Here is a 25,485-nt window from a genome sequence, read left to right as displayed (position 1 = left end):
CGGGAAGCGTTCCCACACGCTGCCGAGGTCTCGGTGAAAGCGTTCCGACACGCTGGCGAGACCTCGGGAGAGCGTTCCCACACGCTGGCGAGGCCCCGGGGAGAGCGTTCTCCCCAGGGCCTCGCCAGGTGCTGCCACGAGCGGTGCTACAGGTACGAGCGCTGGCCCCAGGGCATCGCCGCGGCGAGCTGGGCGCGGCGGCCGATGTCCAGTTTGCGGTAGATGCGGGTGATGTGGAGTTCGACCGCCCGGGTGGACACCGAGAAGTGCTCGGCGATCTGCCGGTTGGTCATGCCCTCCAACATCATCAGCGCGATGCGGTGCTCGTGCGGCGTCAACGGCTCGCGCGCACGCGCCTCGGCGCTCTGGCCGTCGCGCGGCCGGACGATGCCCGGCACCCGTTCGCCCTCCGGCACGCCCAGCAGGACGTGCCACTGGCGGATGCGGACCTCGGCGATCGACTGCGACCGCACGTACGGGTCGCCCCGCACCAGGTCCCGGGCCGCTGCCTCGTCCGGCACCTGGCAGATCAGCAGCACCCCCGAGCCGTCGGCCCACGGTCCCGTGCCGACCAGCACGCCCTGCTCGGCGAGCGGGCGCCAGTATTCGCGATGGGCCAGATGAATGGATCTCCGCACCTGCCGCGCATCACGAAATGTCAACTCAACGGCGAAAGCCACTGGACTGATCCCCATTTCATATCCGCGGCCAACTTTCGCCACATACTCAACTGGGGGCCTTATTCACTGTCAAGTGAGAGACCTCACACGGGGGATGCCGAAACCTGATGACCCCTATAGCCGCTTTTCGAACCAGTGCTCCGCATAGCGGTCGTCGTTGAAGGGCGCTACCTCAGCGTAACCGTGCCGAGCGTACAGCTTCCGGGCTTCGACCAGGTCAGCGCGGGTGTCCAGGCGAATGGCCGTAGCGCCAATCGAGACAGCCGCCTCCTCCACCGCCGCGAGCAGTGCCGCTCCGCCACCCAGCCCCCGCGCGGCCGAATGGACGAACAGCCGTTTCAACTCGGCGGTTCCCGGGTCGACCAGGCGGAACCCGGCGCAGGCCAGCGGCTTGCCGTCGAGGCGTCCGACGAAGAACGCCACGAGGTCGTCGGTCGGGTCGTCGGAGATCGCCTGGTCGACCTCGGCATCGGTGGCCGGCCGGCCGTAGTAGCGGCCGATGATGTCCGCCAGGTAGGTGCGGATCAGGGTACGCGCCTCCGCGCCGTCGGCGGCTACCGGCTGAACGGTCCACGTCGTCACCGCGCAATTCTCACCCCCATTGGGCCATTCGGACACGTGGTTTTCGTCATTCCGGACGCGTGTAAAGTCCTCGCCCGTGGCAGCGCAACAGGTCCGCGTCGAGCGGGACGCGGCGGGTCTGGCCGTGCTCACCGTCGACGCTCCCCCGCTGAACCTCTACACCGCCGAACTCCAGGACCTGCTGGACGGCGCGGTCGGCGACCTGGAGGACCGGCCCGCGCGGGGGCTGCTGGTGCGCTTCGAGGGCAAGGTGGTCAGCGGCGGGGTGGACGTGGGCCTGTTCGCCGCGCAGGAGACCCGCGGGCAGGCCAAGGCGTTGTTCGACCAGATGCTCGACCTGCCCGAACGGGTGGCCGCGCTGCCGTTCCCGACCGTGTTCGCCGCGCACGGGCTGTGCCTGACGTGGGCGTTCGAGGTCGCGGTGGCGTGCGACCTCCTGCTGGCCGCCGAACGGGCGGAGTTCGGCCTGGTGGAGAAGGTCGTCGGGCTCACCCCCACGATGGGCGGCACGCAACGGCTGGCCGCCCGCGCGGGCGTGGGACGGGCCAAGGAGTTCGTGATGACCGGCGACCGCTACGACGCCGCGACCCTGGAACGGTGGAACGTGGTCAACCGCGTGCTGCCGGACGAGGGGTTCGACGACGCCGCGCTGCGGTTCGCCCAGTCGCTGGCGGCCGGTCCGACGCTGGCGCACGCCGCGACCAAGCAGGTGCTCGCGCACTACGAGCGCGGCGGCGTCGCCGAGGCCAACGAGCACATCACGGCCATCGCGGCCGACCTCTTCGAGACCGAGGACCTGCGCGGCGGCGTGCGGTCGTTCCTCGCCGACGGGCCGGGCCGGGCGACGTTCAGCGGTCGCTGATCTTCCGGAACTCCAGCCACCGGTCGCTCAACCGCGCCCAGATCTCCTGGTAGCGCACGAACAGCTCCTCGATGTGCGCCCGGTCCAGCTCGTCCGGGTGGTGCGCGGCGAGGTAGTGCCCGAGGTCGTCGCGCAGCCGGTAGAAGCGGTACTGCGACTCCTCCATCAGCACCCACAGCGAGCGCCACGCGAAGAACGGCTCCAGCGCGCCCACCACCGTCGTCAGCGCGACGAGCGAGAACGCCAGGCCGGTCCAGAAGTCCAGGTCCTGCCAGCCCAGGATGATCGTGGCGGTCGCGGACAGACCCAGGGTCGCCACCTTGAGCAGCGTCGAGCGCCGCCGGAACCGGTCCTTGCGCGATCGGCCGTACCGGGTGGCCTCCTCCACGCGCGCCAGCAGGTCCTGCGCGAGCTCCAAGGTCGTGAGACCGGTCTTCTTGGGCTCCTCGGGCGTTTTCACGCACGCACTTTAACGGGGGTGTTGAGCGGCGCGGGCCGTCTGATGCCGCCTCCGACGAGGGTCGTAGAGCATGGGCCTACCAGGCCGGCCTCAACGGGGGTCGTAGACCGTGGGGCCGTACCAGGCCAGTGCCGACCGCAGCTCCGCCACGTCCCGCTCCCGCCGCTTGCGGTACCGCTCGTGGGAGATCGGGTAGATCCGCACGCCGCCCTTGTACGACTGGAAACTGCCGCGCCCCAGCGTCTCCGGCGTCTGCGCCGCGCCGACCAGCCACACCACGACCCACGGCCGCGAGCCGTGCCCTTCGACCTTGACCCGCGAGATCGCGTACCAGGGCAGCCGCCGCTTCTCCTCGCCGCTGGACACGGTGATCCCGTCCGGCCCGATGTCGATGGTCAACTGCGGCCTCACCGCGGCCACCAGCAGCCTGATCGCGGCCACCGCGAACACCAGGAAGACGACGAACGCCGCCAGACGCACCCCGCCCGGCGCGCCGGCCACCGGATCGGTGATCGAGCCGGCCACGATCGCGGCGAACGCGTGCGCGGCCGTCCACCCAAGGCCGACCGCCCGGGACGTCCTGAACTGCGCCCCGCGCTTCTTCAGGGGCGGCGTGTAGGGCCGGATCGGGCCGCTCGGCGGCACCGGTGGCAGGTCGACCGCCGGCGGCGGGTCCTCCACCATCAGCCGGGTCGGCGGCTTGCGCTCCTCGGCGAGCAGCCTGGTCGGCGGTTTGGCGGGCAGTTCCCGCAGCTCGGTGTGCCGCTGCTCGACCAGCGTCCGGATCTGCGCGGGCAGCCACGACGGCTCGCTGGACGGCGGCCCGATCAGCTCCAGCAGCCGGGCCGGCGTCGGCCGGTGCGCGGGCTCGCGGACCAGGCACGGCACGATCAGCGGCACCAGGCCGGGCGGGACGCGGCTGAGGTCCGGCTCCTGGTGCACCACCCGGTAGACCAGGGCGGACGTGGCGCCCTCGCCGAACGGACCCGCGCCGGTCGCCGCGTACACCAGCACCGAGCCCAGCGCGAAGATGTCGCTCTGCGGGCTGATCTTCGACCCGACGACCTGCTCGGGCGACAGGTAGCCGGGGGTGCCGAACACGATCCCGGCCTCGGTCAGCGCCGAGTGCTCCAGCGCCCGCGCGATGCCGAAGTCGATCACCCGCGGGCCGTCGTTGGCCAGCAGCACGTTGGACGGCTTCAGGTCCCGGTGCACCAGGCCCGCGCCGTGGATCGCGACCAGCGCCTCGGCCAGCCCGCCCGCGAGCCGCCGCACGGCCCGCTCGGGCAGCGGGCCGTAGTCCAGGATCGCCTGGTGGAGGGTGGGGCCGGGCACGTACTCGGTGGCCATCCAGGGCCGCTCGGCGTCGGGGTCCGCGCCGACCACGGTCGCCGTCCAGAAACCGCCGACGGACCGGGCCATCTCGACCTCGCGCCGGAACCGTTCCCGGAACTCGGGGTTGTCGGCCAGTTCGGGCCGCGCCACCTTGACGGCGACCGGCCGCCCGCCGCGCGAGCGGGCGAGGTAGACGGATCCCATCGCGCCTCGGCCCAGGGCGGCGAGCAGCGTGTAGTCGCCGATCCGCGGAGGGGCGTTCGGAGGCAGTGGCTGCACGACACCCACATTAGAGGCGTCCGAGGCCGTGGTCGGCGAAGTCGGGTAGTTCTACGCACCACAGCCCGAAGCACCCGGCCCGAAACACCGCCACCTGGAGCAGTCCCGACCCGAAGCGGCCCGGCGTCGGACAGCCCCGGCACCCAGCGCCGGCGGGGAGCTGTCCCGGCGTCGAGAGCCCCCGGTCCGAGCGGTCAGCGTGATTCGGCGCGGGCCACGAGTTCCGCCGCCCTGGAATGCCACGAGTACCGGGTCACCGACGCGCGCAGGGCGTTCGCCGGGCGCAGGCCGCCCTCGGCGAGGCTCTGCCGGACCGCCTCCACGAACTCCGCGTGCCCCCGCGCCGCGCGCACCCGGTCGGTGTACCCGGCCAGCTCGGCGAAGTCCGTGCTCACCACCGGCAGGCCCAGGGCCAGGTACTCCTTGAGCTTGATGGGGTTGGAGTGCCTGATCCAGCTATTGTCCTGCCACGGCATGATCGCCACGTCGAACGCCGACCCGTAGGCCGGGATGGTGTCGTAGGGCCGGAAGCCGAGCCAGTGGACGTTCGGGTACTTGTCGAAGCGCTCCATCGGGTGGGTGGCGTCGCCGATCAGCACGATGGACGCGGCCGGCAGCTCGACGGCGAGGCGTTCCAGCAGGTCGAAGTCGACCACGAAGTCGTCCAGCGCGCCGAAGAAGCCGATCCGCGGGCCGTCGATGGCGCGGATGTCGTCCGGCCACTCGAACTGCGGGCGGGCGGTGAAGTGGTCGATGTCGACGCCGTGGTCCAGGAAGTGGGCGCGGTCGCCGGTGCGCGGGCGCTCCTCGTCCATCAGCGCGTGGCTGACGTAGACGACGTGGTCCGCGTGCGCCAGGAGTTGGTGCTCCAGCGCTTCGATCGACGTGCGGTCGGCCTCGGGGAAGTCCGAGTGCCGGTCCGAACGGTTGAACACCAGGCTGTGCTTGCGCATCGGGGCCACCACGTCCCACGCGGTCGGGATGGTGACCATGATGACGGGCGTGCGCAGCCGCAGGGCCGTGGCGACCAGCCGCACCTGCGCGCGCACCAGGACGGCGTTCACCCGGCGCAGGAACGGCGAGCCGTAGAACGGCAGCGGCAGCGGGGACATCACGTAGAAGTTCGGCAGCGGCTTGCGGACGAACTTCGCCACGCTGCGCAGCTTGCGCAGGATGCGCCGGGCCACGTGCGTGCTGTTGCCGCGCGTCGGCATCCGCATGCCGATGCTGTTGACCACCAACACCTTCCGGCGCTCGGCGACCGACCGCATGAGCTGGAAGTCCGAGTGCGCCCGGTTGTGGTACCACCAGTCCTGGGCGGAGAAGCAGATCCAGCCGTGCTCCTCGCCGGGCCGGGCCGGCCAGTGCCGCCACCGGAGCAGGTCGCCGATCGCCTTGCGGTGCTTGGGCTCGCGCGGCGCGCGGAGCAGTTCGTTGAGCAGCACGGCCCACCACATCGCGAACGCGGCGAGGCGGCCGTGGCGCTCCCGGACCAGCCGGACCCGGTTCGTGGTGGCCATCGACCACAGGACGGGCGACGTGGACTGCTCGCCGCCGAGGTGCACGGCGCGGGCGCGCGGCTCGTAGCGGATGCCGAACCCGCGTTCGCCGGCGCGGAGCATGTACTCGGTCTCCTCCGAGTAGAGGAAGTACCGCTCCTCCAACGTTCCCGTCGCGTTCCGGCACTCGCGGGAGATCAGCCACGCGGCCCCGGTCACCCAGTCCGCCGAGCCCGCCGTCTCGTAGCGGCGCTGGTCCACCACCAGCTCGCCCAACGCGCCGGTCCGGCCCGCCCGGGTGCCGCCCAGCAGCGCTTCACCCAAGGCGCGCAACGGGTTCGGGGCACGCCGTAGAGAGAGCTGCCGGCTGCCGTCGCCGTTGAACAGCCGGGGCGCGGCGATGCCCGTGCCGGGCAGGGCGAGCGCCGCCCGCAGCAGCGTGATCGCGTCCGGCTCCAGCCGCACGTCCGGGTTGAGCACCAGGACGTCGCAGTCCGGCGCGGCGGCGAACCCCGCGTTGACGCCCGCCGCGAACCCGTCGTTGGTCGGCCGCGCCACGACCTGCGCGTCCGGCGCGACCCTGGCCACGACGTCGAGCGTGTCGTCGGTCGACGCGTTGTCCACGACGACCACCCGACCGTCCGGAACGGACTCCAAGGCCACGGCGACGGACCTGAGGCACTCCTCCACCACGTCGGCGCTGTGATAGGTCACTACGACCACGGCAAGCGGCACGGTCACGTCTCCCGGCTGAAGCGGATGCGGAGGGCGTCGGACAGCAGGCGGAACGCGAACGGCAGGTCGTCGCGGAGGTAGCGCTTGGCCAGCCGGCGGGGTTCGAGGGCCAGCCGGTGCAGCCACTCGGCGCCCATCTTCTGCACCACGCCCGAGGCGCGGCGGAACTCGCCCGCCGCCATCGGGATGCCCGCGCCGCAGCCCAGGAACCACGCCTCCGGCAGTTCCGCGCGCAGCAGCCTGATCAGGCGTTCCTGCTTGGGGAAGCCCAGGCCGACGAGCACCAGGTCCGGTTTGGCCTCCACGACCTTCGCCACGGCCTCGGCGGTCGCCTCCGGGTCGGTGTCGAAGCCGAACCTCGGCGAGTCGGTGCCGGCGACCCGCAGGCCCGGGTAGCGGGCGCGGAGGACGTCGGCGGCCTTCTCCGGGATGCCGTCGCTGCCGCCCAGCAGGTAGACCGAGCGACCCTCCCGCGCGGCGGCCTCGGACAGCGTGAACACCAGGGACGCGCCGGTGACCCGCTCCGGCACCCGGACGCCCGCCAGCCGGCCCGCCCAGACCACCGGCATGCCGTCGGCGACCACCATCTCGGACTCGGCGATCAGCGCCGCCAGCTCGGGGGCGCGGCTCGCGGCGCGGACGATGTCCACGTTCGCGGTGACGATGGCGCCGCCCTCACCCCGCTGCCACGACCGCGTCACGTGATCGGCGACACCGGACTCGCTGACGGACCACACGTCGACGGCACCCACCCGGACGTGGGATTGCGGGATCTGCGGCATACCCGCGACATCGGGTTCGGGCAGGTCCCCGTTACCGGCCGGCGACGTGATCGTCGACGCTGGTAACGGCTACCCGCGGTAACCGATAACGAGGACATGTACGTCGCTTCCGTCCGTCCGGCCGAGCGGGTCAAGGGCAAGGTCCCGGGCACCGTGGTCGCGCTGGGCACGGTGAGCCTCCTGACCGACGTGTCGGCCGAGATGATCACCGCTTTCATGCCGGTCTACCTGCTGTACACGCTCCAGATGGGGTACGCGCAGTTCGGCATCCTGGACGGTCTGTACACGGGCGCGACGGCGGTCCTGCGGCTCGTCGGCGGCCACCTCTCGGACCGCACCCACCGGCACAAGGCGGTCGCCGCCGTCGGCTACGGGCTGTCCGCGGCGACCAAGCTGGTCTTCCCGGCGGTCGGCGCGAACGCGTTCGGCATCGGCGCGACGATGGCCGCCGACCGCGCGGGCAAGGGCCTGCGGACCGCGCCCCGGGACGCGCTGATCTCCCTGGCCACTCCCCCGGACCGGCTCGGCGCGGCGTTCGGGCTGCACCGCGCCATGGACACGGTGGGCGCGCTGCTCGGCCCGCTGGTGACGTTCCTGCTGCTCTACCAGATCGGCATCGTGGCCGGTCCGGTGTTCGTGGTCAGCGCCTGCTTCGCGGTGATCGGGCTGATCGTCCTGATCGCGTTCGTGCGGGAGAACCCGGCCCGCGCGACGAAGGGGCCGAAGCCGTCCATCAAGGCCGGCCTGGCGCTGCTGAAGGACGCGAGCTACCGGAAGGTCACCATCGCGGCGGCCGTGCTGGGGCTGGCGACGCTGTCCGACGCGTTCGTGTTCATCCTGGTGCAGAAGGCGACCGACGTGCCGCAGGCCGTCCTGCCGCTGATGCCGCTGGGCACCGCGCTGGTGTTCCTGGCCGCCGCGGCGCCCATCGGGCGGCTCGCGGACAAGGTCGGGCGCTGGCCGGTGTTCCTCGCCGGCCACGTGCTGCTCCTCGCGGTGTACGTCCTGCTGCTCGCGCCGGGCAGCGGGTACTTCGGCGCCGGGGCGGCGCTGCTGCTGCACGGCCTGTTCTACGCCGCCACGGACGGCGTGCTCTCCGCCCGCGTGAGCACCCTCGTGCCGGAGTCGCTGCGCGCCTCGGGCCTTTCCGTCGTCCAAACGGGTCAGGCTCTCACCCGATTGGTGTCCTCGGTCGGTTTCGGGTTCCTGCTCCAGTTCGCCGCGTTCGGCACCGCGGTCTACGCTGCGATCGGCGCACTCGTCCTCGCCGTTGTGCTGGCTTGGCGAATGTCCTGATACCGCAGCCCCTGAACCGATATCGTGGTCGCTTCCCGACGGAGTGATCCGGAGCCGGCCTTTGAAGCGTCCGTGGTGGGCAATCCAGTTGTTGTGGGCAGCCCCGTTGCTGCTCGGCGTCTCCGCATTCGTGGTGTGGCTGCTGTTGCTGGGCAACAAGGGTCAGGGCATCGCGGACGCGGTCTCCGTGCTGGTCGGGACGGTCTCGCTGGTGGTGACGGTGCTGGGGCTCCAGCGCACGACCGCCCGCACCAATGCGGAACCACCGCGCCGGGGACCGCGGAAAACGGCGCCGCGCTGGATGTTCGCCGCGGCGATGGCGGCAATCGGGGCGATCGCGGGTCTGTTCTTCTGGCTGGTGGTGGTGAAACCGGACGTGCCGGTCACCGATCTGGTGGAAATTTCCAACGGCGAACGAATGACCGACGGTGAGCAGGCCAGTTTCGGCGTCCCCGGCAAGCCACCCGAACGGCGGTATCTGTTCTTCACCCCCACCCTGGTGAACCACGAATCGGTGGGTGACTGCGTCGGCTCCGCGCGCCTCGCGATCACGCTGGTGCGGGACGGCCGGAAAGACCCGCCGCTGGAGGAGCGCCTCTCCGGCCGCGAAGTCCGCCTCGACCTCGGCGGCACCACCCGCGAGGCCCGCGTGCTGGTCACGCTGACGATCCCCGACGAGGCCTGCGCCGTGGACCTGGGGGTCACCGAAGCCGTGCTGTACAACTGAGGAGGACGAGGGATGACCAGACGGGTCGCGGCCACACTCGCGGCGGTGGTCGCGTTGGCCGCCTGCACCGCGCCGGCCGGCTCCAGCTCACCGCAGTCCACCAACCAGGGCACCCTGATCCCGCCGGTCGTCGTCGGCGTCGGCACGGACATCCCGGGGCTGGCCGTGTTCGACCCCGACTCGCACGACCGGCGGGGCTTCGACGTCGACCTCTACCGCTGGCTGGGCAACAACACCTCCCCGAAGTTCGCGCCCGTCGAGGTGGACGTGCTGATCGCCGACCGCGTCAACGCGCTGGCGCTGGGCCGCGTGCAGTTGGTGGTGCACACGTTCTCGATGACCGACGAGCGGCGCGGCAAGATCGGCTTCGCCGGGCCGTACCTGATCACCCAGCAGGGCATCATGGTGCGCGAGGGCGACGAGCGGATCAAGGTGCTCGACGACCTGTCCGGCAAGACGGTGTGCAGCCAGGCCGGGAGCACGTCCTACAACCAGCTCACGTCCGGCTGGATGCGAAACCGGGTCACGACCACCAGTGAGGCCGGCACCCGGCAGTGCATCGACCGGTTGCTGCGCAAGGAGGTCGACGCGGCCTCCACGGACCAGATCATCCTGCACGGCTTCGTCCGGCAGACACCGGGCCTGAAGGTGCTCGACGTGACGTTCGGCACGCAGGAGCGCTACGGCATCGGACTGCCCAAGGGCGACCGGGCGCTCTGCGAGCAGATGACCGAAGGCATCAAGACGTTCATCACCAACGGGGCGTGGGACCAGTTCTTCCGGTCGAACTTCGGCGACCTCGACCCGACCGGCCACAAACCGGACCCGTACCGGCTCGACCCGTGCGCCTGAGCACGGGCCGAGCCACCGGGTTCCCCACCGCAGCCCGACCGTGCCGGGCGAGACGGACCGGGCCGCGAGTCTCCTACAGCAGGCCGATCGTGCCGTGCGAGACGGACGGGCCGTGCGTGCTGTCGCCGGGGTACGCGGCCGTGTAGCCCTGGAGCAGCGTCGCCAGGCCGACCAGCAGCGGCACGTCCGCGTTGCAGGTGGCCGTGCCCGCCGAGTTGGTCACCGCCGTGCACAGCGGGTGCCCCTTCACGGTGCGGAACACGACCTTCTTGCCCACCAGCGGTTTCCCGGTGTGCGACTCGGTGAGCGTCGCGTCCATCCCCCGCACGGTGAACCCGAGCAGCCGCAACTGGAGCGTCGCGCGGCCGGCGGCCAGCCCGGTGGGCGCGGCCGGCACGGCGTGGACCGCGATGCCGACCGGGCTGACGCCGACCGGGAGCGTGCCGACCACCGCCAGGGTCGCTGTGTCCACTATGGACACCGTGCCGCCGCCGGAGTTCGTCACGTAGGCCTTGCCGCCGTCCGGGGTGAGCGCCACACCGATCGGCCGGTCGCCCACCGCGATCGCGGTGACGGGGGCCATGGCCGCGATGTCGAGCACGGACAGTGTGTCGCCCTCGCTGTTGGTCACGAAGGCGCGTGCGCCGTCCGGCGAGATCGCGATGCCGTGCGGGACGAAGCTGACCGGGATGACGCCGAGCACGGCGTTGGTGGCGACCGACACCACGGCCACGTTGTCGGAGAACTTGTTGACCACCAACAGCTTCGCGCCGTCCGGGGTGACGGCGACGGCGGTCGGCGTGTGGCCGGTGGCGATCTCGGTCAGCTCGGTGTTGGTCGTGGTGTCCACGACGGAGACGGTGCCCGCGCCCGGCACGTCGTGCGCCACGTAGAGCCGCGTGCCGTCCGGGGTGAGAGCGACACCGTCCGCGTTCGGGCCGACGGGGATGGTCTCGGTCGTGGTCAGCGTCGCCGCATCCACCACGGACACCGTGCCCGCGAGGTAGTTCGAGACGTACACGTGGCCGCCGCTGGGCGACACCACCACACCGGCCGGACCGTCGCCCACCGGCACGGCCGCGTCGACCGTGTTGGTGGGCGTGTCGATGACGGTCAGCGTGTCGTCGCGGACGTTCGTCACGTAGCCGCGCGCGCCGTCGAACGCGACGCCCACGCCGTAAGGGGAATCGCCGTTCGAGTCGGACAGCGTCCCGGTGACGGTGTCGGTCGCCGTGTCGAGCACGGACACCCCGCCGCCGTTGTTCGCGATGTAGCCGAGGACGCGGGTCGGCGCGGCGACCGCCGTCCCCGTGGGCACGGTCAGCAGGGCCGCCGCCAGCGCGACCGTCCCGCCGAGTGCCAACTGCCTGCGGAGCGTGCTGGGCCGGTCTGTTCTGGGCATCGGTCGGCCTCCATGTCGGCTGGGATCCCGCATTGCCCCAATCGCCGTAGAGGTCCCGGCCGTTAGCTAGAACCGGTAGACGTGCACTTGGTAGGGCCCGAAGTCGTCCACGATCTTTCCGTTCTCGATGGATACGGTCCGGTTCTCGTCCACCACGGTCGCCGTCCCCGACTCCACCGGCACGGTGATCCCGACCCGCGCCGAGCCGCTGCGCGGGCGAGCGGTGTCGCCGTCGGTCTGGGCGATCACCCACTTGGCGCCCTCGGCCTCCTTGTGCAGCACGGAAACCGGGATGTCGTTGTCGCTCTTCGCGGACACGCCGGGCAGGTTGCCCGCGTTCAGCACGGGCGCGAGCGACTCCAGCCTGGCGTTGACCGCCTTGACCCGCGCGGTGATCTCCGGCCGGGTCAGCACGCTGGAGTACTCGCCCCGGCCCTCGGTGTAGAAGCTGTGCGCGAAGTAGTTGATGCCCGTCGCGCCGTGCAGGATCGTGTTCCACACGGCGGATTCGAGCTGGTCCGGCGTGATGGTCTCGCCGTGCGTGTGCGGGTGGCCGGTCTCCACGAACCCGTACAGCGGCTTGTCCGGCCCGCACCACTTGCGCATGGTGTCGATGACCTCGCCGTAGCTGAACGCGCCCACCCGGTCACCGCGGTCGGGGTGCGTCCACCCGTAGTAGTCCGCCGACGCGATGTCCGCCGCCGAGCAGTACGTCCGCATGTCCTCTTCGTAGGACTTCTCGATGTGGCCGTAGCCGACGCCGCCGCCGGGCGTGCCCATCCACACGCCGAAGTTCAGGTAGGTCGGGCGGGACGGGTCCTTGGCGCGGACCTCGTTCGCCTTGGCCAGGATCGCGGACGGCTGCATCTCCGGGTGGAACACGTCGCCGTAGACCTTGTTCATGTCCGGCTCGTCGGCGATCAGGTACCCCACGTAGTTGCGCGCGTGCGCGGTGTCCGCGAGGACGGCGTCGACCCGCTTCGCGTCGGGGTAGACGCGCCAGCCGGTCTCCAGCAGGCCTTCCCGCCGGAGGTACCACCACTCGTCCTCCCACAGCCCGAGGCCGAAGGCGACGCCGATCTCCGGGTACGCCGTGCCGATCTTGCCGCCGTTCTCGATCGAGGACGGGTCCTGCATCCACACGTTGATCGGGAAGACCTTCGGGTCGCCGGTCGGGTTGGGCCCGTTCGCCCACTTCTCGTAGTACTCGACCACGGGCCCGGCCGGCGCCGCGGACGGCGGCGGGGCGGGCCGCGGCGGGGCGGACTCCGCCGTGCACGCCGTGGCGACGAGGATCACAGCCAACACCAGTCGTGCACGAGCCATCAGCGCGTCCTCGTTCAGCTCGGCGACTTGACCCGGCCGCGGGTGGCCAGGACCTTCTTCGCCTTCTCGAAGCCGCCCGGTCCGAGCAGCCGCATCGCCGTGTTCTTGGCCAGGAACCTGGCCCCGTCCCGGGCCACCCGCAGCGGGTGCCCCACGAACCGGTCACGGGCCAGCACCCGGCCGTCCGGCTCGGGCACGTCGTCCAGAGCATCGCCGAACAGCGGCCGGTACGGCGCGGGCGACACGAGCCTGCCCCGCGTGCGGTTGCTCACGTTGCCGCCGTGCACGACCTGGAGCCAGCCCGGCGCGCCGCCCACCGAGACCACCTCGGCGTGCCGGTGCAGCCGGTTGTGCCAGTCCGCCCAGCACGTGATGGGCGCGTCCCAGCTCTCCCGCAGGGAGGCGAACGCGTTGTCCCTGTCGTGGTGCGCGAACAGCCCGCTCGGGCTCTTGACCAGGCCGTTCGCCAGGTAGAGGGCGGTGCGGCGACCGCGCGCGGCGCGTTCTCCCTGAAGCCGGGCGATGAAGTTCGCGGCCAGGCCGTCGTCGTTGTCCAGGTTGGTGGTGATCAGCTCGTCGCCCTTGACCGGGAACAGCTTCGCGAGGTCCTCGACCAGCTCCGCGCGGCTGACCTGCTCGCGGAAGACCGGCGTGTACGCGTCGCCGTGCTCGCGGATGCGGTCCTTGAGCCACTCGGGGCTCTCCGGGTCGAAGTAGATGATCCACTTGAAGTTCGCGGACGTCTGCGCGCGCACCGAGGGCAGGCAGTACCGCTCGAACAGCCCGACGCGCTCGGTCAGCCACCCCTCCCGCGCCCGCACGATGCTCTCCGCACCGACGGACGGCAGGTTGAAGCGCGTCAGAATGACGTGGTCCATCACGACCCCTTCCGTTGCCCGGTACATCGGGATCGCGCGCCCATCGTTATCCGGGCGGTGATCACAGTACGGTCGGGCGTTGACGATCCGTGACCGAAGTTGCCGGCGGCGGTTAACGATCCGTCGCCGTGACCGATGTCTAGGACGTGACAGAAGCCCCGACACGACCCACGGTCGACGTCGTCATCCCCTGCTACAACTACGCGCGGTTCCTCCGCGCGTGCGTGCGCAGCGTGCTCGACCAGCCCGGTGTGGACGTGCGCATCCTCATCATCGACGACACGTCGACCGACGACACGCCCGAGGTGATGGCGGAACTCACCCAGGACCCGCGTGTCGAGGGCCGTCGGCACGAGGTCAACCAGGGCCACATCGCCACCTACAACGAGGGCCTGCTGGAGTGGGCCAAGGCCGACTACACCGTGCTGCTGTCCGCTGACGACCTGTTGGCGCCGGGCGCTCTCGCCCGTGCCGCCGAGGTCTTCCAGGCGAACCCGAACGTGGGCATGGTTTACGGCAGGGTGGTCTATTACTCCGATCACGACGACCTGCCCTCGATCGTGGCTCCCCCGGCCGGACGCACCGTGTGGTCCGGTGTGGACTGGATCGAAAACCGTTGCCGCACCGGGCAGAACGTGCTGTCCTCGCCCGAGGCCGTGGTGCGCACGTCTATCCAGCAGCGGGTCGGCGGCTACCGGCCGGACCTGCCGCACGCGGGCGACCTGGAGATGTGGATGCGCATCGCGGCCGTCTCCGACATCGGCTATGTGCGCGGGAAACCCGCCGCGTACTACCGGGTGCACCAGCAGAGCATGTTCCGGACGCAGTTCTCGTCGGTGTTCGCCGATCTGGAGCAGCGGCAGGCCGTGTTCGACCGGTTCTTCGCCGAGCACCCCGACCTGCCGCCCCGGCTCAAGCACCTGGCCAACCGGTCCATCGCGAAGGACGCCCTGTGGCGGGCCGTTCGGGCGTACGACCGGGACAAGCTGGCGGACATCCCGACCGAGGAGCTGGTCGAGTTCGCCCGCTCGGTCTACCCGCACACCGAGCGGCTGCCCGAGTACCGGGCGTTGCGCCGGCGCAAGGCGTTGGGCCCCAGGCTGTGCAGCCGTACCCAGGTGTTCGTCGGCGCGCACCTGGTCAAGCGCGGCCGGGGACTGCTGAGCAAGCAGATCTGGAAGTGGCGCGGACAGTGACCACCCTGGAGGGCAAGGTCACCTCGGCGATCCGCTGGAGCGCCGTCAACAGCCTCCTGCAACGGGTTTCGCAGGTCGGCGTCGGCGTCCTGCTGGCCCGGCTCATCGCGCCCGAGCAGTTCGGCGTGTTCGCCGTCGCGCTGGTGGTGCTCAACATCGTGTTGAGCGTCAGCGAGATGGGCGTCAGCGTCGCGCTGGTGCGCACCGACGAGCCGATCGAGGAACTCGCGCCGACGGTCACCACGCTGTCGGTCCTCTCCGGGTGCCTGCTGTGCGGCATCTGCGTGCTGGGCGCCCCGTGGTTCGCGCAGGCCATGGACACACCGCAGGCGACGGGCGTGATCCAGCTCATGTCGGTCGCGCTGGTGGTGGCGGGCGCGTCCGCCGTGCCGGGCGCCTTGCTGCAACGGGAATTCCGCCAGGACCACAAGTTCGCGGCGGACACGTCGGCGTTCGTCGTCGGCACCGCCGTGGTGATCGTGTTGGCCCTGATGGGTTTCGGCGCGTGGAGCCTCGCGTGGTCGCGGATCGCCACCAACCTGACCGCCGCCGTGGTCATGTTCGCGTTCACCAAGCAGCGGTTCCGGCCCGGGTTCGACCGGAAGCGGGCACGGGAAGTCCTCGGCTTCGGGCTGCCGCTCGCGGGTGCGTCGCTGCTGGTGTTCGGCGTGCTGAACGTGGACAGCATCATCGTCGGCAGCGTGCTCGGCACGTTGCCGCTCGGTTACTACCTGCTCGCGACCAACCTCGCGAACTGGCCGGTGGCCGCGTTCTCCCAGCCGGTGCGCAGTGTGTCGCTCGCCGCGTTCTCCAAGGTGCGGGACGACCCGGCTCTATTCCAGCGCACGTTCGCCCGTGCGCTGGCGCTGCTGGCCCTGTTCACCGTGCCCGCGTGCGTGCTGCTGGCGGCGTTGGCCGATCCGTTGGTGCGCACCGTCTACGGCGAACGGTGGGCGCCCACCGCTGCGGCCTTGGCGGCGCTGGTGCTGCTGGGCGCGATGCGGGTCGCGTTGGAACTCGGCTACGACTACCTGGCCAGTGCCGGGCGGTCGCGGGCGATCCTGGTCATCCACGTCGTGTGGCTGGCGGCTCTGGTGCCGTTGCTCGCGCTGGGCGCGCACCTGGACGGCATCCGGGGCGTGGCACTGGCGCAGAGCGTCGTGGTGCTGGTGTTCATCGTGCCCGCTTATCTGATCGCGTTCCGCCCTTACGGCGTGCGGGCACGGGTGCTGGGCGCGGCCGTGGCACGCCCCGTGCTCGGCGGCGTGGCGATGATCGCCGTGGCCGAGACCGTGCAGTGGTTCATCCCGGGCGCGTTGTGGCGCTTGCTCATCGGCGGCACGCTGTCACTGCTGACCTACACCGCTGTTGTCTTCCCTCTGCGCCACGAGGCGCTGAGTCTGCTGCGAAGGGGTAAGGCGTGAGGGCTGTCCAGGTGTTCCAGCGACGCGCGCACCAGGTCTCGCGAATCGTGCGGGAAGAAGGCGTGCGCCAACTCGGCGCCCGCGCCCTGCGCACCGCCGCCAAGCGGCTGGGCGCCGACTCCGAGGTCTTCCCGGTCCGCCTGGAGGACGTCCGCGCCGCCGACATCACCACCCGCCGACCCGTGACCGTGCCCCCGATCCCCGCCGACGGCTCGTTGACCGTCAACTGGGTGAGCACACCGCCCGCCCCCGGTTCCGGTGGCCACACGACGATGTTCCGGCTCATCCAGCACTTGGAGTCACTGGGCCACACCTGCCGGCTGTACCTGTACGACGTGTACGGCAGCCGCGCGGCGGACCACGAACCCGTGATCCGCTCGGCATATCCGGGCTTCCGAGGCCAAATCCTGGACGTCACGGACGGCATGGCCGACGCACACGCCGTCTTCGCCACCGCTTGGATGACGGCGTACCCGGCGTTCAACGACCCCTGCGCCGGCAAGCGCTTCTACCTCGTACAGGACTACGAACCGTGGTTCTTCCCAGTCGGCGGCCTGTCGGCGCTGGCCGAGAACACGTACCGAATGGGCTTCCACGGCTTCACCGCCGGCCGCTTCCTGGCCGAGAAGCTGCGTACAGACATGGCCATGCCCACCGACTGGTTCGACTTCGGCTGCGACGCGGACCGATACCACCTCAAGAAGAACACCCGCCGAGACGGCATCGTGTTCTACGCCAGACGATCGGCACCCCGCCGCGCCATCGAGATCGGCCTACTGGCCCTGGACCTGTTCGCCGAACAACACCCCGACATCACGATCCACACGTATGGCGAGAAAATCGGCAAACTGGGCCCACGCCACATCGACCACGGCCTGATCACCCCGGACCAGCTCAACGACATCTACAACCGTTGCTACGCGGGCCTGACACTCTCCATGACCAACGTTTCCCTGGTACCACACGAAATGCTCGCCGCCGGCTGCCTACCCGTCGTCAACGACGCACAGCACAACCGCATCGTGCTGGACAACGACCACGTCCGATACGCCCCAGCCACACCGCACGACCTGGCACGGGCACTATCCGACGCCGTCACCACGCCCGACTTCGCCACCGTGGCGGAGGCCGCCTCAGCCAGCGTATCCAGCCGCTCTTGGGACGCGGCAGGCCACGAACTGGAGAAGGTACTCCGCCGCGAACTACTCGTCTGACCAACAGCCAAAAGCCTGCGCGAGCACAGCAGCTAAAAGCTTGCGCGAGCACACAAAGGGGCCTCGTGTTCTCCCCGTATGGCCTGCCCGCAGGGCAACCGCGCTTGTTCAGGGAGCGCAAGCACGCTTTTCGCTTGCGCTCCCTGAACAAGTGTGGTGGTCTTTGACCAGGTCATACGGGGAGAACACGACGCCTTGGCATTTCCTCCCCGGAGGCCTGCCCAGCGGCGAGCGTCGCTCTTCGTCTCAGAGCGGTCGCGACCGCTTCAAGACCACAAGCTACAAGCGTCCTCGCCGGACAGGCAGGCCGCCAAGGATGTACACAAAAGCAAGACTCGGGCGTCGTGTCATCCCCGCATGACCTGGTCAAAAGACAACCACCCTTTTCCTGGGGATGCAAGCGAAAAGCGTGCTTGCATCCCCAGGAAAAGCGCGGTTCCCTGCGGGCAGGCCATACGGGGATGACACGCAGCCCACCGACCGGAGTGCGCGCTGCGCGCGCCACTGCGAAGAGCGCTGTGCGTCGGTGGGTGTGGGTTAGAGCGGTGTTGGGGAGGTTGCGTCTGAGATCAGGAGTTTGGCGTCTGTTGCGCCGTCTGCCGGTACTACGTGGATGGCGGCCAGCTTCGAGTCCTTGGGTACTGCCGCGAAGGCGAGGCGGTCGTTGTCCAGCCAGGTGGCCTGGTCGTCGATCCCCGCTGTGCCCGGGAGGCGGTGTTCCTCTCCCGTTGTGAGGTCCAGCACGGCCAAGTCCCATGGGCCCAGGCGGCCGATTCGCTTCTTGTAGGCGATCTTCGTGCCGTCCGGGGACAGGGAAGGGCACTCCGCGTCGCGGCGCAGTGACGTCACGCGACGGTCTGTCAGATCACCCTTCACCAGCCACGTGAAGCCGCCGGAGGCCAGGGTTGCGTAGAAGGTCCGGTCGTCCGCAGCTACCGTCAGTCCCCAATAGTTCACATCCTGAGCGGTGTGGACGTTGCCCTCGATCTCTGCGGTGAAGCCTTCCAGGGACTCCACGGCCTCTCCGCCGCGTAGGTCCACGTACCCGGTCCGCGTCGAGAACCCGCCGGGTACCGAGTACGAGTCGCCGGTCACGAAGGACGTCCACGAGACGACCTGTCCGGAGGCCGAGACCTTCGCCCGGCTGGGGACGCCGGGCAGTGGCACCGTGCGGACCACCCGACCATCGCGGGAGACCTCGGCCGCGTAGGTCGGGCCTGGTCCCGCCAAGCGCAGGCACACCGTGGTCCCGCCGGCTCGGTACACCCGCTGACAGGCCATTTCCGTGCCGCTGCGCACGCCGGGATCGGTCAGGGCCACCTGTTCCACCCGGCTGCGGCCGTCCGCCAGTTCCACGAACATCAGGTCTGCGTCCACAGAGGCCACGGGGGTTACCGGTCGGTCCTGGACGACGGTGGCCACATACACCACACCGGCCGCCACGACCAGTACGATGGCGCTGACGGCCAGCGCGACGCGTCGCGTGCCCAAGTCCATCACCACCTGTAACGACAAGGCGCGAGTCGGCCGATTTCAGAGTAACAACACCTTGCGGTCACGCACTGAGGGTAAACGTGGATCGGGGAGCGGATGGATTTCTGGGGCGCCGTGCGCACGCTGCGGAGGCGGTGGTACATCGCCGTGCCGTCAGCGGTGGTCGCCGTCGCGGTGGCTGCCGGCATCTTCCTGTCCATCCCGACCCGCTACCAGTCCTCCGGTGTGATGGTGCTGACCACGCCGGCGGCCGGTGGCACGTTCTCGCAGAAGGTGACGCCCGAGGAAGCGGTGAAGATCAACCCGCTGCTGGCGTTCGACGGCAGCCTGGCGACCACCTCGCAGATCCTGTCGCAGATCCTCGCCGACCCGAAGACCCGCGAGCAACTGGGCATCACCAAGGACTCGCCGCTGAACTACACGGTGACCGGCGGTGGGCAGAACGGGCCGTTCCTGTTCGTCGTCGGTGACAGCGACAACCCCGAGGCGGCCGAGAAGATGGTCACCACGGTGCTGGAGTTCGCCACCCGGGAGCTGGAGGACCAGCAGCGCAAGCTGAAGGCCCCGGAGTCGACGTTCATCACCTCGCAGGTGATCGTGAACCCGACAGCGGCGGAGGCGCAGATCGGCGGGAAGGTCCGGTACGCGGGCGCGGCGTTCGTATTGCTGATGCTGCTCACCACGGCGGCGACGTTCGGGTCGGACAGCATCATGAACCACCTGCGCCGGCGGCGGGAACGGGCGGCACGGGCCGCTGCCGCCGACGACGCCGAGCCGGACGAGGACAGCGCGCCCGCCGACGCCCCGGCCCCCGCACAGGCACAGGCACAGGCGCCACCGAAAGCCCCGCCGACCAACCACCAGACCAACGCCACGGTGACCGGCGCGCCACGCCGCCCGTCGGGCCCGCCCGTGCGCCGCCCGCAGCCGACGGCCAGCGAGCAGACCGTCAAGGTGCAGGCCCCGGTGCAGAACGCGGCGAAGCCCGGCCCACCGCCGAAGACCCCGCCCGGTGGGCTGCCCACCGCGCAGCCGGGCGCACAGGCGGCCAAGCCCGGCGGACCGGTGGGCGCGCAGCAGAGCGGTCAGCAGGCCAAGCCCGGCGCGCAGCAGAGCGGTCAGCCGGGCGGCCAGCAGAACGGCAAGCCGACCGCGCAGCCGGGCGCGCAGGCGGCGGTGAAGCCGAACGCCCAGCCGACCGCCAGCGAGAAGACCGTGAAGATCGCCGTGCCGCCCAAGCCGGCCTGGCCGACCAACGAAGACAGAACTTGACCGAGCAGCTCCGGCAGGTGCGGCAACGGGCAGACGGCGCGACCCTGGTCTGCGTCTACCTCATCGCACTGCTGATCATCCCGGCCCGGCTGGTGCTGTCGTTCGTCCCCATGACGCTGCCGCCCGCCCTGGTCGTCGCCCTGCTGCTGGGCGTGCTCTGGCTCGCCACGCAGATGGTCGACACCCTCGGCATGGGCAAGGGCCGCAACGTCGTGCGCACGGCCGTGGGCCTCTACCTGGCCGCGCACCTGGCGACCTACGGCGTGGCGACGAGGCGCTGGCTGCCCACCGACGAGCTGACCGTCGCCGACTCCAGCATCGTCCGGATCGTGGCCACGATCAGCGTCGCCGTCTTCATCTGCGACGCCGTGCGCACCAGGGAACGCCTGGACAAGGTGCTCAAGCTGATCCTCGGCTGCGCCGCGGTCATCGCGTTCGTCGGCCTGGTGCAGTTCGGGGCGGGCATCGACCTCGCCTCGTACGTGAGCATCCCCGGCCTGCGGGCGCAGGAGAACGGCTACGCGGTGATGGAGTCGCGATCCATCTTCCGCCGCCCCACCGGCACCACCAACCACCCCATCGAATACGGGCTGGTCTGCGCGACGGCCGTGCCGCTGGGCGCGCACTACGTGTTCAAGGCACGGGACGAGGGCACGCCCTACAAGCGGTGGCTGATCTGCCTGGCCCTGGTGGGCCTCGGCGCGATGACCTCGCTGTCCCGGACGGCGATCCTGGTCATGACGGTGACCGGCGTCGTGATGATCCTCACCCTGCCGCGCAAGCGCAAGGTCACCGCGCTCGTGGTCGGCGGCGGCTTCTTCGTCGGCGCGAGCCTCGTGGTGCCGGGCCTGTTCGGCACGATTCGGGGCATGTTCTCCAACATCGAGGACGACCCGAGTGTGAAGGCGCGCACCGCGGACTACGCGGCGGCGGCCGAGCAGATCGACCTGAACCCATTGCTGGGGCGGGGTTTCGGCACGTTCCTACCGACCAAGTACACGATCCTGGACAACCAGTTCCTGCTGACCCTGATCGAGAACGGCTACCTCGGCCTGTTCGCGCTGATCGGCATGTTCCTCGCAGCCGGCTTCGCGGTGCTCCGGGTGCGGCTGATCAGCCAGGACGAGCACCTGCGCGGCCTGGCCGCGTGCGGCCTGGGCGCGGTGCTCGGGGGCGGGATCGGGGCGTTCACGTTCGACCTGCTGGGCTTCGGCGTCGCGACCGGCCTGGTGTTCACCATGATCGGCCTGTCCGGGGCCATGCTGCGGATCGCGAAGCAGGAAAAGGGGTCCGCCGAGTGAACCGCTCCCCAGAAGTTGGACTGGGAATCCAGTTCCGACTTCCGGGGAGCGGTTTGGTGCATCCACGAAGTTCGTTGTCCGAGGGGCAGCGGGAGTCCGCTGTGGCGTTGTTCGAGGCCGGGTATGGTCCGAAGGCTGTGGCAACCCGGTTGGGTGTGTCCAGGGCCGCGGTGCGACGCTTGCATGATCGTTGGAGGTTGAGAGGCGCGGGAGCGCTGATGAACAATCCGGGCAAGCGGTCGTTCACGTTCGAGTTCAAGCTCGGGGTCGTGCGCCGGTTCGTGGCGGGTGAGGCGACCGCGGCCGAGCTGGCGCGCGAGCACGACCTGTCCTCGTCCAAGCTGGTCGAGAACTGGGTGCGGGCGTATCGGCGCGAGGGAGAGGAAGCGTTGCGCCCCAGGCGGAAAGGCCGGCCCGCGGCGCCACCGGCTTCGGAACCGGATGAGCTGGAACGGTTGCGGGCCGAGAACCTGCGGTTGTCCGCGAAGGTGGCCTACCTGGAAAAATTGCGGGCCTTGAGGGAGCAGGGGCGAGGGTGAAAACCCAGGTCATCGCCGCCCTCAAGGCCGACTACCCGCTGCCGGTGCTGCTGGCGGTCGCCGGCCTGGCCCGGTCGACGTTCTTCCATCACCAGGCCCGGCTCACGCGACCTGATCCGCAGGCCGGGCTCAAGACCGCGATCATCGAGGCGTTCGAGGCCGCCCGTGGCCGCTACGGGCATCGGCGGATCCACATCATGCTGATCCGTCAAGGCCGGCAGGTGGCCAAGAAGACCGTGCTCAAGCTGATGAACATCCTCGGCCTGGTCTGCGAGGTCCGGCGGCCACGCCGGTATCGGTCCTGGCTCGGGCAGACCGGCACGACCGCCGAGAACACGCTGAACCGCCAGTTCACCGCATCGGCGCCGGACACGAAGTGGGTCACCGACGTCACCGAGTTCCGCATCGGTGACCGCAAGCTCTACCTGTCCCCGATCATCGACCTGTTCGACCGATCCGTGATCGCTTACTCCTGTGGCCCGTCGCCAACGCTGGAGCTGACCAACTCTTCACTCCGCGAGGCGATCGCCACCCTGCCCGCCGGCACCTCGCCGCTGGTGCACTCCGACCAAGGGTTCCAGTACCAGCACGCCTCCTGGCGGAAACTGCTTGACGACGCGGGCCTGACCCAGTCGATGTCACGGCGGGCCAACTGCCTGGACAACTCCATAGCCGAGAACTTCTTCGGCCACCTCAAGGAAGAACTGTTCCACCACACCAAGTTCGACACCGTCACCGAGTTCACCACGGCGCTGGACGAGTACATCGACTGGTACAACACCACCCGCATCTCGACCACGCTCAAGGGCCTGAGCCCGGTCGAGTACCGAGCCCAGGCCCTCACGGCCTAACCTTCAGTTAGCCAGTCCAACTTCCGGGGACCAGTTCAGAGCGGCGGACCCCCTCCGAAACCCATTGACCCGGGCCACCAGGCTCTGGTCATTCCGTCAGCCCTGAGGCACCAGGCCCTTGCCACTCCGTCAGCCTTGGGCCACCAGGCCCTGTCACGCCATTGGGGGTGCCAGGCCTTGCCACGCCGTCAGCCCTGGGGCACCAAGCCCTTGTCGCCCTCGGCGTAACGGTTGCCGCAGTCCGGGCACACCAGCCCGGCGTCCAGCCGCTGCCCGCACGAGCACACCCAGCCCTTGTGCCGGGCGGGATTCCCGGCGACGAACGAGTGCGCGGACACGTCCTTCGTCACCACCGAACCGGCGGCGGCGAACGCGTGCTCGCCGATCTCCACGCCGCACACCACCACCGTGCCCGCACCCAGCGAAGCACCACGTCTGACCACAGTGGACAGCAGGTCGTCGCCCCCACGGCGGATCGCCGCCCGAGGCCGGAGATCGTTGGTGAACAACACGTTCGGCCCGAGGAACACCTCGTCCTCGCACACCACGCCGTCGAACACGAGGGTGCCGTTCTTCACGGTCACCCGGTCGCCCAGCACGGCTTTGCCCTCCACGAAGGCGTTGTCGCAGATGTTGCAGTCACGCCCGACGCGCGCACCCGGCAGCACGTGCGCGAACGCCCACACCCGGGTGCCCTCGCCGACGTCCTCGCTCTCGCACAACCCCTTGGGGTGGACGAAGACGCTCATCGCACCGCCTCCGCCAACGCGGCCACGACCCGTTCCTGCTGCGTGGCCGTGATCTCCGGGAACAACGGCAGGGACAGGATCTCCCCCGCGATCTCCTCGCTCACCGGGAAGTCGCCGCGCGCGTGGCCCAGCGAGTCGAACGCGCCGGTCAGGTGCACGGGCGTCGGGTAGTGGATACCCGCGCCGATCCCAGCCGCGTGCAAGGCGGCCAGCACGCGGTCCCGGTTCGGCACCCGCACGACGTACAGGTGCCACACCGGCACGTTGCCCTCCAGCACCACCGGCAGCGTCACCTCCGGCACCGAGGCCAGCAGCGACGAGTACCGGTCGGCCGCCGCGCGGCGGCCCGTGTTCCAGTCGTCCAGGCGGCGCAGCTTCGCCGACAGCACCACGGCCTGCAACGTGTCCAGCCGGCTGTTGAAACCCAGCACGGTGTGCTCGTACTTGCGCGGCGACCCATGCTCGCGCAACAGCCGCACCGCCGAGGCCAGCTCGTCGGAGCGGGTCAGCACCGCGCCGCCGTCGCCGTACGCGCCGAGGTTCTTGCCGGGGTAGAAACTGGTCGCCGCGATGTCGCCCAGCCCGCCCACGGCCACCCCGTGCCGCCGCGCGCCCTGCGCCTGCGCCGCGTCCTCCACGACCGGGACGCCGAACCCGCGCAGCTTCTCCACCGGAGCCGCCTGCCCGTACAGGTGCACCGGCAGGATCGCCTTGGTGCGCTCGGTCAGCGCGTCCGCCACCAGGTCCACGTCGATCAGGCCGGTGTCGGCGACGCAGTCCACCAGCACGGGTGTCGCGCCGGACCGGGCGACCGCCTCGGCGGTGGCGATGAACGTGTTGGCGGGCAGCACGCACTCGTCGCCGGGCCCGACGTCCAGCGCCCGCAACGCCAGTTCGATGGCGTCGGTGCCGTTGCCGACGCCGACGCAGTGCGGGACCTCCTGGTAGGCGGCGAACTCCGCCTCGAACTCGGCGACCTGCCTGCCGCCGATGAACGCCGTCGTCTTGAGCACCTGCGCCCAGCCGTCGGCGACCTCGTCGGCGACCTGCTCGTGCTGCGCACGCAGGTCCACCAGCGGGATGTCGATCACGAACCGTTCCCCTCTCGCAGCCGTCCGGCGGGTATCCCCGCCCAGACCTCACCCGCGGGCACGTCCGAGAGCACCACCGAGCCCATGCCCACGACCGCGCCCGCGCCGATCGACACGCCTTCCCGCACCGCCGAGCCCTGGCCGAGGTAAGCGCTCTCACCGACCCGGACCCCACCACCCAGGCAGGCGCGGCCGGCGAGCGTCACGCCGTCGCCGACCTCGTCGTCGTGGGTGATCAGCACGTGGGGCATGGCCACGACGTGCGCACCCAGGCGCAGCGGCGTCGTCACCACCGCCCCCGCCAGCAGGACCGTTCCCGGCCCCACGACACTGCCCGGCGGCACGGACGCCGCCGGGTGCACGACGGTGGCCCACCGGTCTTCCGGCAGATCCAGCCGCCGCACCACGTTCATCCGGCCCAACGGCCGCCGCGCGCTGGCGATGCACACCAGCACGGCGGCGTCGGGCATCTCGCGCACCAGCTCCGAGCCGCCCAGCACGGGCAGGCCGTCCAGATCCGCCCCGTGCCGGGACGGGTCGTCGTCCAGTGCTCCCACCGGCTTCCACTCGTCGGGCAGGAGCCGGACGGCGGCGAGCACCTCGCGCGCCAGTCCCGCTCCGCCGACCAGCAGCAGCGGCCGTGGCGTCATCGTGTTCCC

General features: G+C 70.4%; 24 protein-coding genes and 1 pseudogene. 12 read left to right on the top strand and 13 right to left on the bottom strand.

Annotation, left to right across the window (positions count from 1 at the left end):
- Positions 1 to 146: 146 nt before the first annotated feature.
- Positions 147 to 638 (bottom strand): LuxR C-terminal-related transcriptional regulator, encoded by a 492-nt coding sequence (locus ACQPZF_RS14095; protein ID WP_433271848.1) that lies wholly within the window; start codon positions 636 to 638, stop codon positions 147 to 149.
- A 156-nt stretch (positions 639 to 794) separates the two neighbouring features.
- Positions 795 to 1,262, bottom strand: a complete 468-nt coding sequence (locus ACQPZF_RS14090) for a GNAT family N-acetyltransferase (RefSeq protein ID WP_433271847.1) — start codon at positions 1,260 to 1,262, stop codon at positions 795 to 797.
- Positions 1,263 to 1,338: 76 nt separating this feature from the next.
- Here ACQPZF_RS14090 and ACQPZF_RS14085 point away from each other — a divergent pair, with 76 nt between their 5' ends.
- Positions 1,339 to 2,124: an enoyl-CoA hydratase/isomerase family protein gene (locus ACQPZF_RS14085; protein WP_433271846.1), complete on the top strand. Its 786-nt coding sequence runs from the start codon at positions 1,339 to 1,341 to the stop codon at positions 2,122 to 2,124.
- Here ACQPZF_RS14085 and ACQPZF_RS14080 read toward each other — a convergent pair.
- From ACQPZF_RS14080 to ACQPZF_RS14065, 4 genes are all read right to left on the bottom strand, one after another.
- Complete coding sequence (locus tag ACQPZF_RS14080) at positions 2,111 to 2,584, bottom strand: SLATT domain-containing protein (protein ID WP_433271845.1); 474 nt, start codon at positions 2,582 to 2,584, stop codon at positions 2,111 to 2,113. The genes ACQPZF_RS14085 and ACQPZF_RS14080 overlap by 14 nt on opposite strands.
- Before the next feature lie 90 nt (positions 2,585 to 2,674).
- Positions 2,675 to 4,198 carry a protein kinase domain-containing protein gene (locus ACQPZF_RS14075; RefSeq protein WP_433271844.1) on the bottom strand — a complete coding sequence of 508 codons (1,524 nt, stop codon included), beginning with the start codon at positions 4,196 to 4,198 and terminating at the stop codon, positions 2,675 to 2,677.
- A 194-nt stretch (positions 4,199 to 4,392) separates the two neighbouring features.
- Complete coding sequence (locus ACQPZF_RS14070; protein WP_433271843.1) at positions 4,393 to 6,438, bottom strand: glycosyltransferase; 2,046 nt, start codon at positions 6,436 to 6,438, stop codon at positions 4,393 to 4,395.
- A complete protein-coding gene (locus ACQPZF_RS14065; protein WP_433271842.1) occupies positions 6,435 to 7,214 on the bottom strand; it encodes a WecB/TagA/CpsF family glycosyltransferase in 780 nt (259 codons plus the stop codon). Before ACQPZF_RS14065 ends, ACQPZF_RS14070 begins: the two co-directional genes overlap by 4 nt.
- A gap of 96 nt (positions 7,215 to 7,310) precedes the next feature.
- Here ACQPZF_RS14065 and ACQPZF_RS14060 point away from each other — a divergent pair, with 96 nt between their 5' ends.
- The 3 genes from ACQPZF_RS14060 (at position 7,311) to ACQPZF_RS14050 (ending at position 10,089) form a co-directional block, all read left to right on the top strand.
- Positions 7,311 to 8,510: an MFS transporter gene (locus ACQPZF_RS14060; protein ID WP_433271841.1), complete on the top strand. Its 1,200-nt coding sequence runs from the start codon at positions 7,311 to 7,313 to the stop codon at positions 8,508 to 8,510.
- 61 nt (positions 8,511 to 8,571) lie between these two features.
- Positions 8,572 to 9,237, top strand: coding sequence for a hypothetical protein (locus ACQPZF_RS14055; protein ID WP_433271840.1), 666 nt, complete (start codon positions 8,572 to 8,574; stop codon positions 9,235 to 9,237).
- A 12-nt stretch (positions 9,238 to 9,249) separates the two neighbouring features.
- Positions 9,250 to 10,089, top strand: coding sequence for a transporter substrate-binding domain-containing protein (locus ACQPZF_RS14050; protein WP_433271839.1), 840 nt, complete (start codon positions 9,250 to 9,252; stop codon positions 10,087 to 10,089).
- A 73-nt stretch (positions 10,090 to 10,162) separates the two neighbouring features.
- Here ACQPZF_RS14050 and ACQPZF_RS14045 read toward each other — a convergent pair whose 3' ends face one another.
- From ACQPZF_RS14045 to ACQPZF_RS14035, 3 genes are all read right to left on the bottom strand, one after another.
- The gene (locus tag ACQPZF_RS14045; protein WP_433271838.1) at positions 10,163 to 11,491 is read right to left on the bottom strand and encodes a beta-propeller fold lactonase family protein; all 1,329 of its coding nucleotides are present in this window, start codon (positions 11,489 to 11,491) and stop codon (positions 10,163 to 10,165) included.
- Between the two features lie 66 nt (positions 11,492 to 11,557).
- Positions 11,558 to 12,817, bottom strand: a complete 1,260-nt coding sequence (locus tag ACQPZF_RS14040) for a hypothetical protein (protein ID WP_433271837.1) — start codon at positions 12,815 to 12,817, stop codon at positions 11,558 to 11,560.
- A gap of 14 nt (positions 12,818 to 12,831) precedes the next feature.
- On the bottom strand, positions 12,832 to 13,695 hold the full coding sequence (locus tag ACQPZF_RS14035) for a glycosyltransferase (protein ID WP_433271836.1): 864 nt from the start codon (positions 13,693 to 13,695) through the stop codon (positions 12,832 to 12,834).
- Positions 13,696 to 13,841: 146 nt separating this feature from the next.
- Here ACQPZF_RS14035 and ACQPZF_RS14030 point away from each other — a divergent pair, with 146 nt between their 5' ends.
- The 3 genes from ACQPZF_RS14030 to ACQPZF_RS14020 are packed head-to-tail and all read left to right on the top strand — an operon-like array spanning position 13,842 to position 17,529.
- Complete coding sequence (locus ACQPZF_RS14030) at positions 13,842 to 14,891, top strand: glycosyltransferase (RefSeq protein WP_433271835.1); 1,050 nt, start codon at positions 13,842 to 13,844, stop codon at positions 14,889 to 14,891.
- Positions 14,876 to 16,315: a lipopolysaccharide biosynthesis protein gene (locus tag ACQPZF_RS14025; RefSeq protein WP_433271834.1), complete on the top strand. Its 1,440-nt coding sequence runs from the start codon at positions 14,876 to 14,878 to the stop codon at positions 16,313 to 16,315. The genes ACQPZF_RS14030 and ACQPZF_RS14025 overlap by 16 nt, the downstream gene beginning before the upstream one ends.
- The gene (locus ACQPZF_RS14020; RefSeq protein ID WP_433271833.1) at positions 16,312 to 17,529 is read left to right on the top strand and encodes a rhamnosyltransferase WsaF family glycosyltransferase; all 1,218 of its coding nucleotides are present in this window, start codon (positions 16,312 to 16,314) and stop codon (positions 17,527 to 17,529) included. The genes ACQPZF_RS14025 and ACQPZF_RS14020 overlap by 4 nt, the downstream gene beginning before the upstream one ends.
- A 537-nt stretch (positions 17,530 to 18,066) precedes the next feature.
- Here the strand turns inward: ACQPZF_RS14020 and ACQPZF_RS14015 are convergent.
- On the bottom strand, positions 18,067 to 19,026 hold the full coding sequence (locus ACQPZF_RS14015) for a TolB family protein (RefSeq protein WP_433271832.1): 960 nt from the start codon (positions 19,024 to 19,026) through the stop codon (positions 18,067 to 18,069).
- 93 nt (positions 19,027 to 19,119) lie between these two features.
- Here ACQPZF_RS14015 and ACQPZF_RS14010 point away from each other — a divergent pair, with 93 nt between their 5' ends.
- The 5 genes and pseudogenes from ACQPZF_RS14010 to ACQPZF_RS13990 all read left to right on the top strand — a co-directional run bounded on the left by ACQPZF_RS14010 (position 19,120) and on the right by ACQPZF_RS13990 (position 22,986).
- Positions 19,120 to 20,295 (top strand): hypothetical protein, encoded by a 1,176-nt coding sequence (locus ACQPZF_RS14010; RefSeq protein ID WP_433271831.1) that lies wholly within the window; start codon positions 19,120 to 19,122, stop codon positions 20,293 to 20,295.
- Positions 20,292 to 21,596, top strand: coding sequence for an O-antigen ligase family protein (locus ACQPZF_RS14005; protein WP_433271829.1), 1,305 nt, complete (start codon positions 20,292 to 20,294; stop codon positions 21,594 to 21,596). Before ACQPZF_RS14010 ends, ACQPZF_RS14005 begins: the two co-directional genes overlap by 4 nt.
- A pseudogene (locus tag ACQPZF_RS14000) lies at positions 21,593 to 21,793 on the top strand (helix-turn-helix domain-containing protein); the annotation flags it as partial. The gene ACQPZF_RS14005 and the pseudogene ACQPZF_RS14000, both read left to right, overlap by 4 nt.
- Positions 21,794 to 21,814: 21 nt before the next feature.
- A complete protein-coding gene (locus tag ACQPZF_RS13995; protein ID WP_433274416.1) occupies positions 21,815 to 22,135 on the top strand; it encodes a transposase in 321 nt (106 codons plus the stop codon).
- A complete protein-coding gene (locus tag ACQPZF_RS13990; protein WP_433267953.1) occupies positions 22,132 to 22,986 on the top strand; it encodes an IS3 family transposase in 855 nt (284 codons plus the stop codon). Before ACQPZF_RS13995 ends, ACQPZF_RS13990 begins: the two co-directional genes overlap by 4 nt.
- Before the next feature lie 188 nt (positions 22,987 to 23,174).
- Here ACQPZF_RS13990 and ACQPZF_RS13985 read toward each other — a convergent pair whose 3' ends face one another.
- The 3 genes from ACQPZF_RS13985 to ACQPZF_RS13975 are packed head-to-tail and all read right to left on the bottom strand — an operon-like array spanning position 23,175 to position 25,476.
- Positions 23,175 to 23,735 (bottom strand): acyltransferase, encoded by a 561-nt coding sequence (locus tag ACQPZF_RS13985; protein WP_433271828.1) that lies wholly within the window; start codon positions 23,733 to 23,735, stop codon positions 23,175 to 23,177.
- A complete protein-coding gene (locus ACQPZF_RS13980; RefSeq protein ID WP_433271827.1) occupies positions 23,732 to 24,826 on the bottom strand; it encodes a DegT/DnrJ/EryC1/StrS family aminotransferase in 1,095 nt (364 codons plus the stop codon). Before ACQPZF_RS13980 ends, ACQPZF_RS13985 begins: the two co-directional genes overlap by 4 nt.
- The gene (locus ACQPZF_RS13975) at positions 24,823 to 25,476 is read right to left on the bottom strand and encodes a NeuD/PglB/VioB family sugar acetyltransferase (protein WP_433271826.1); all 654 of its coding nucleotides are present in this window, start codon (positions 25,474 to 25,476) and stop codon (positions 24,823 to 24,825) included. The genes ACQPZF_RS13980 and ACQPZF_RS13975 overlap by 4 nt, the downstream gene beginning before the upstream one ends.
- Between the last annotated feature and the right edge of the window lie 9 nt (positions 25,477 to 25,485).

This window comes from Actinosynnema sp. CS-041913, from assembly GCF_050942485.1.
Classification (GTDB): Bacteria; Actinomycetota; Actinomycetes; order Mycobacteriales; family Pseudonocardiaceae; genus Actinosynnema.
The sequence above is the reverse complement of the archived record's forward strand: the minus strand, read 5'-3'. Positions and strand labels throughout refer to the sequence as shown.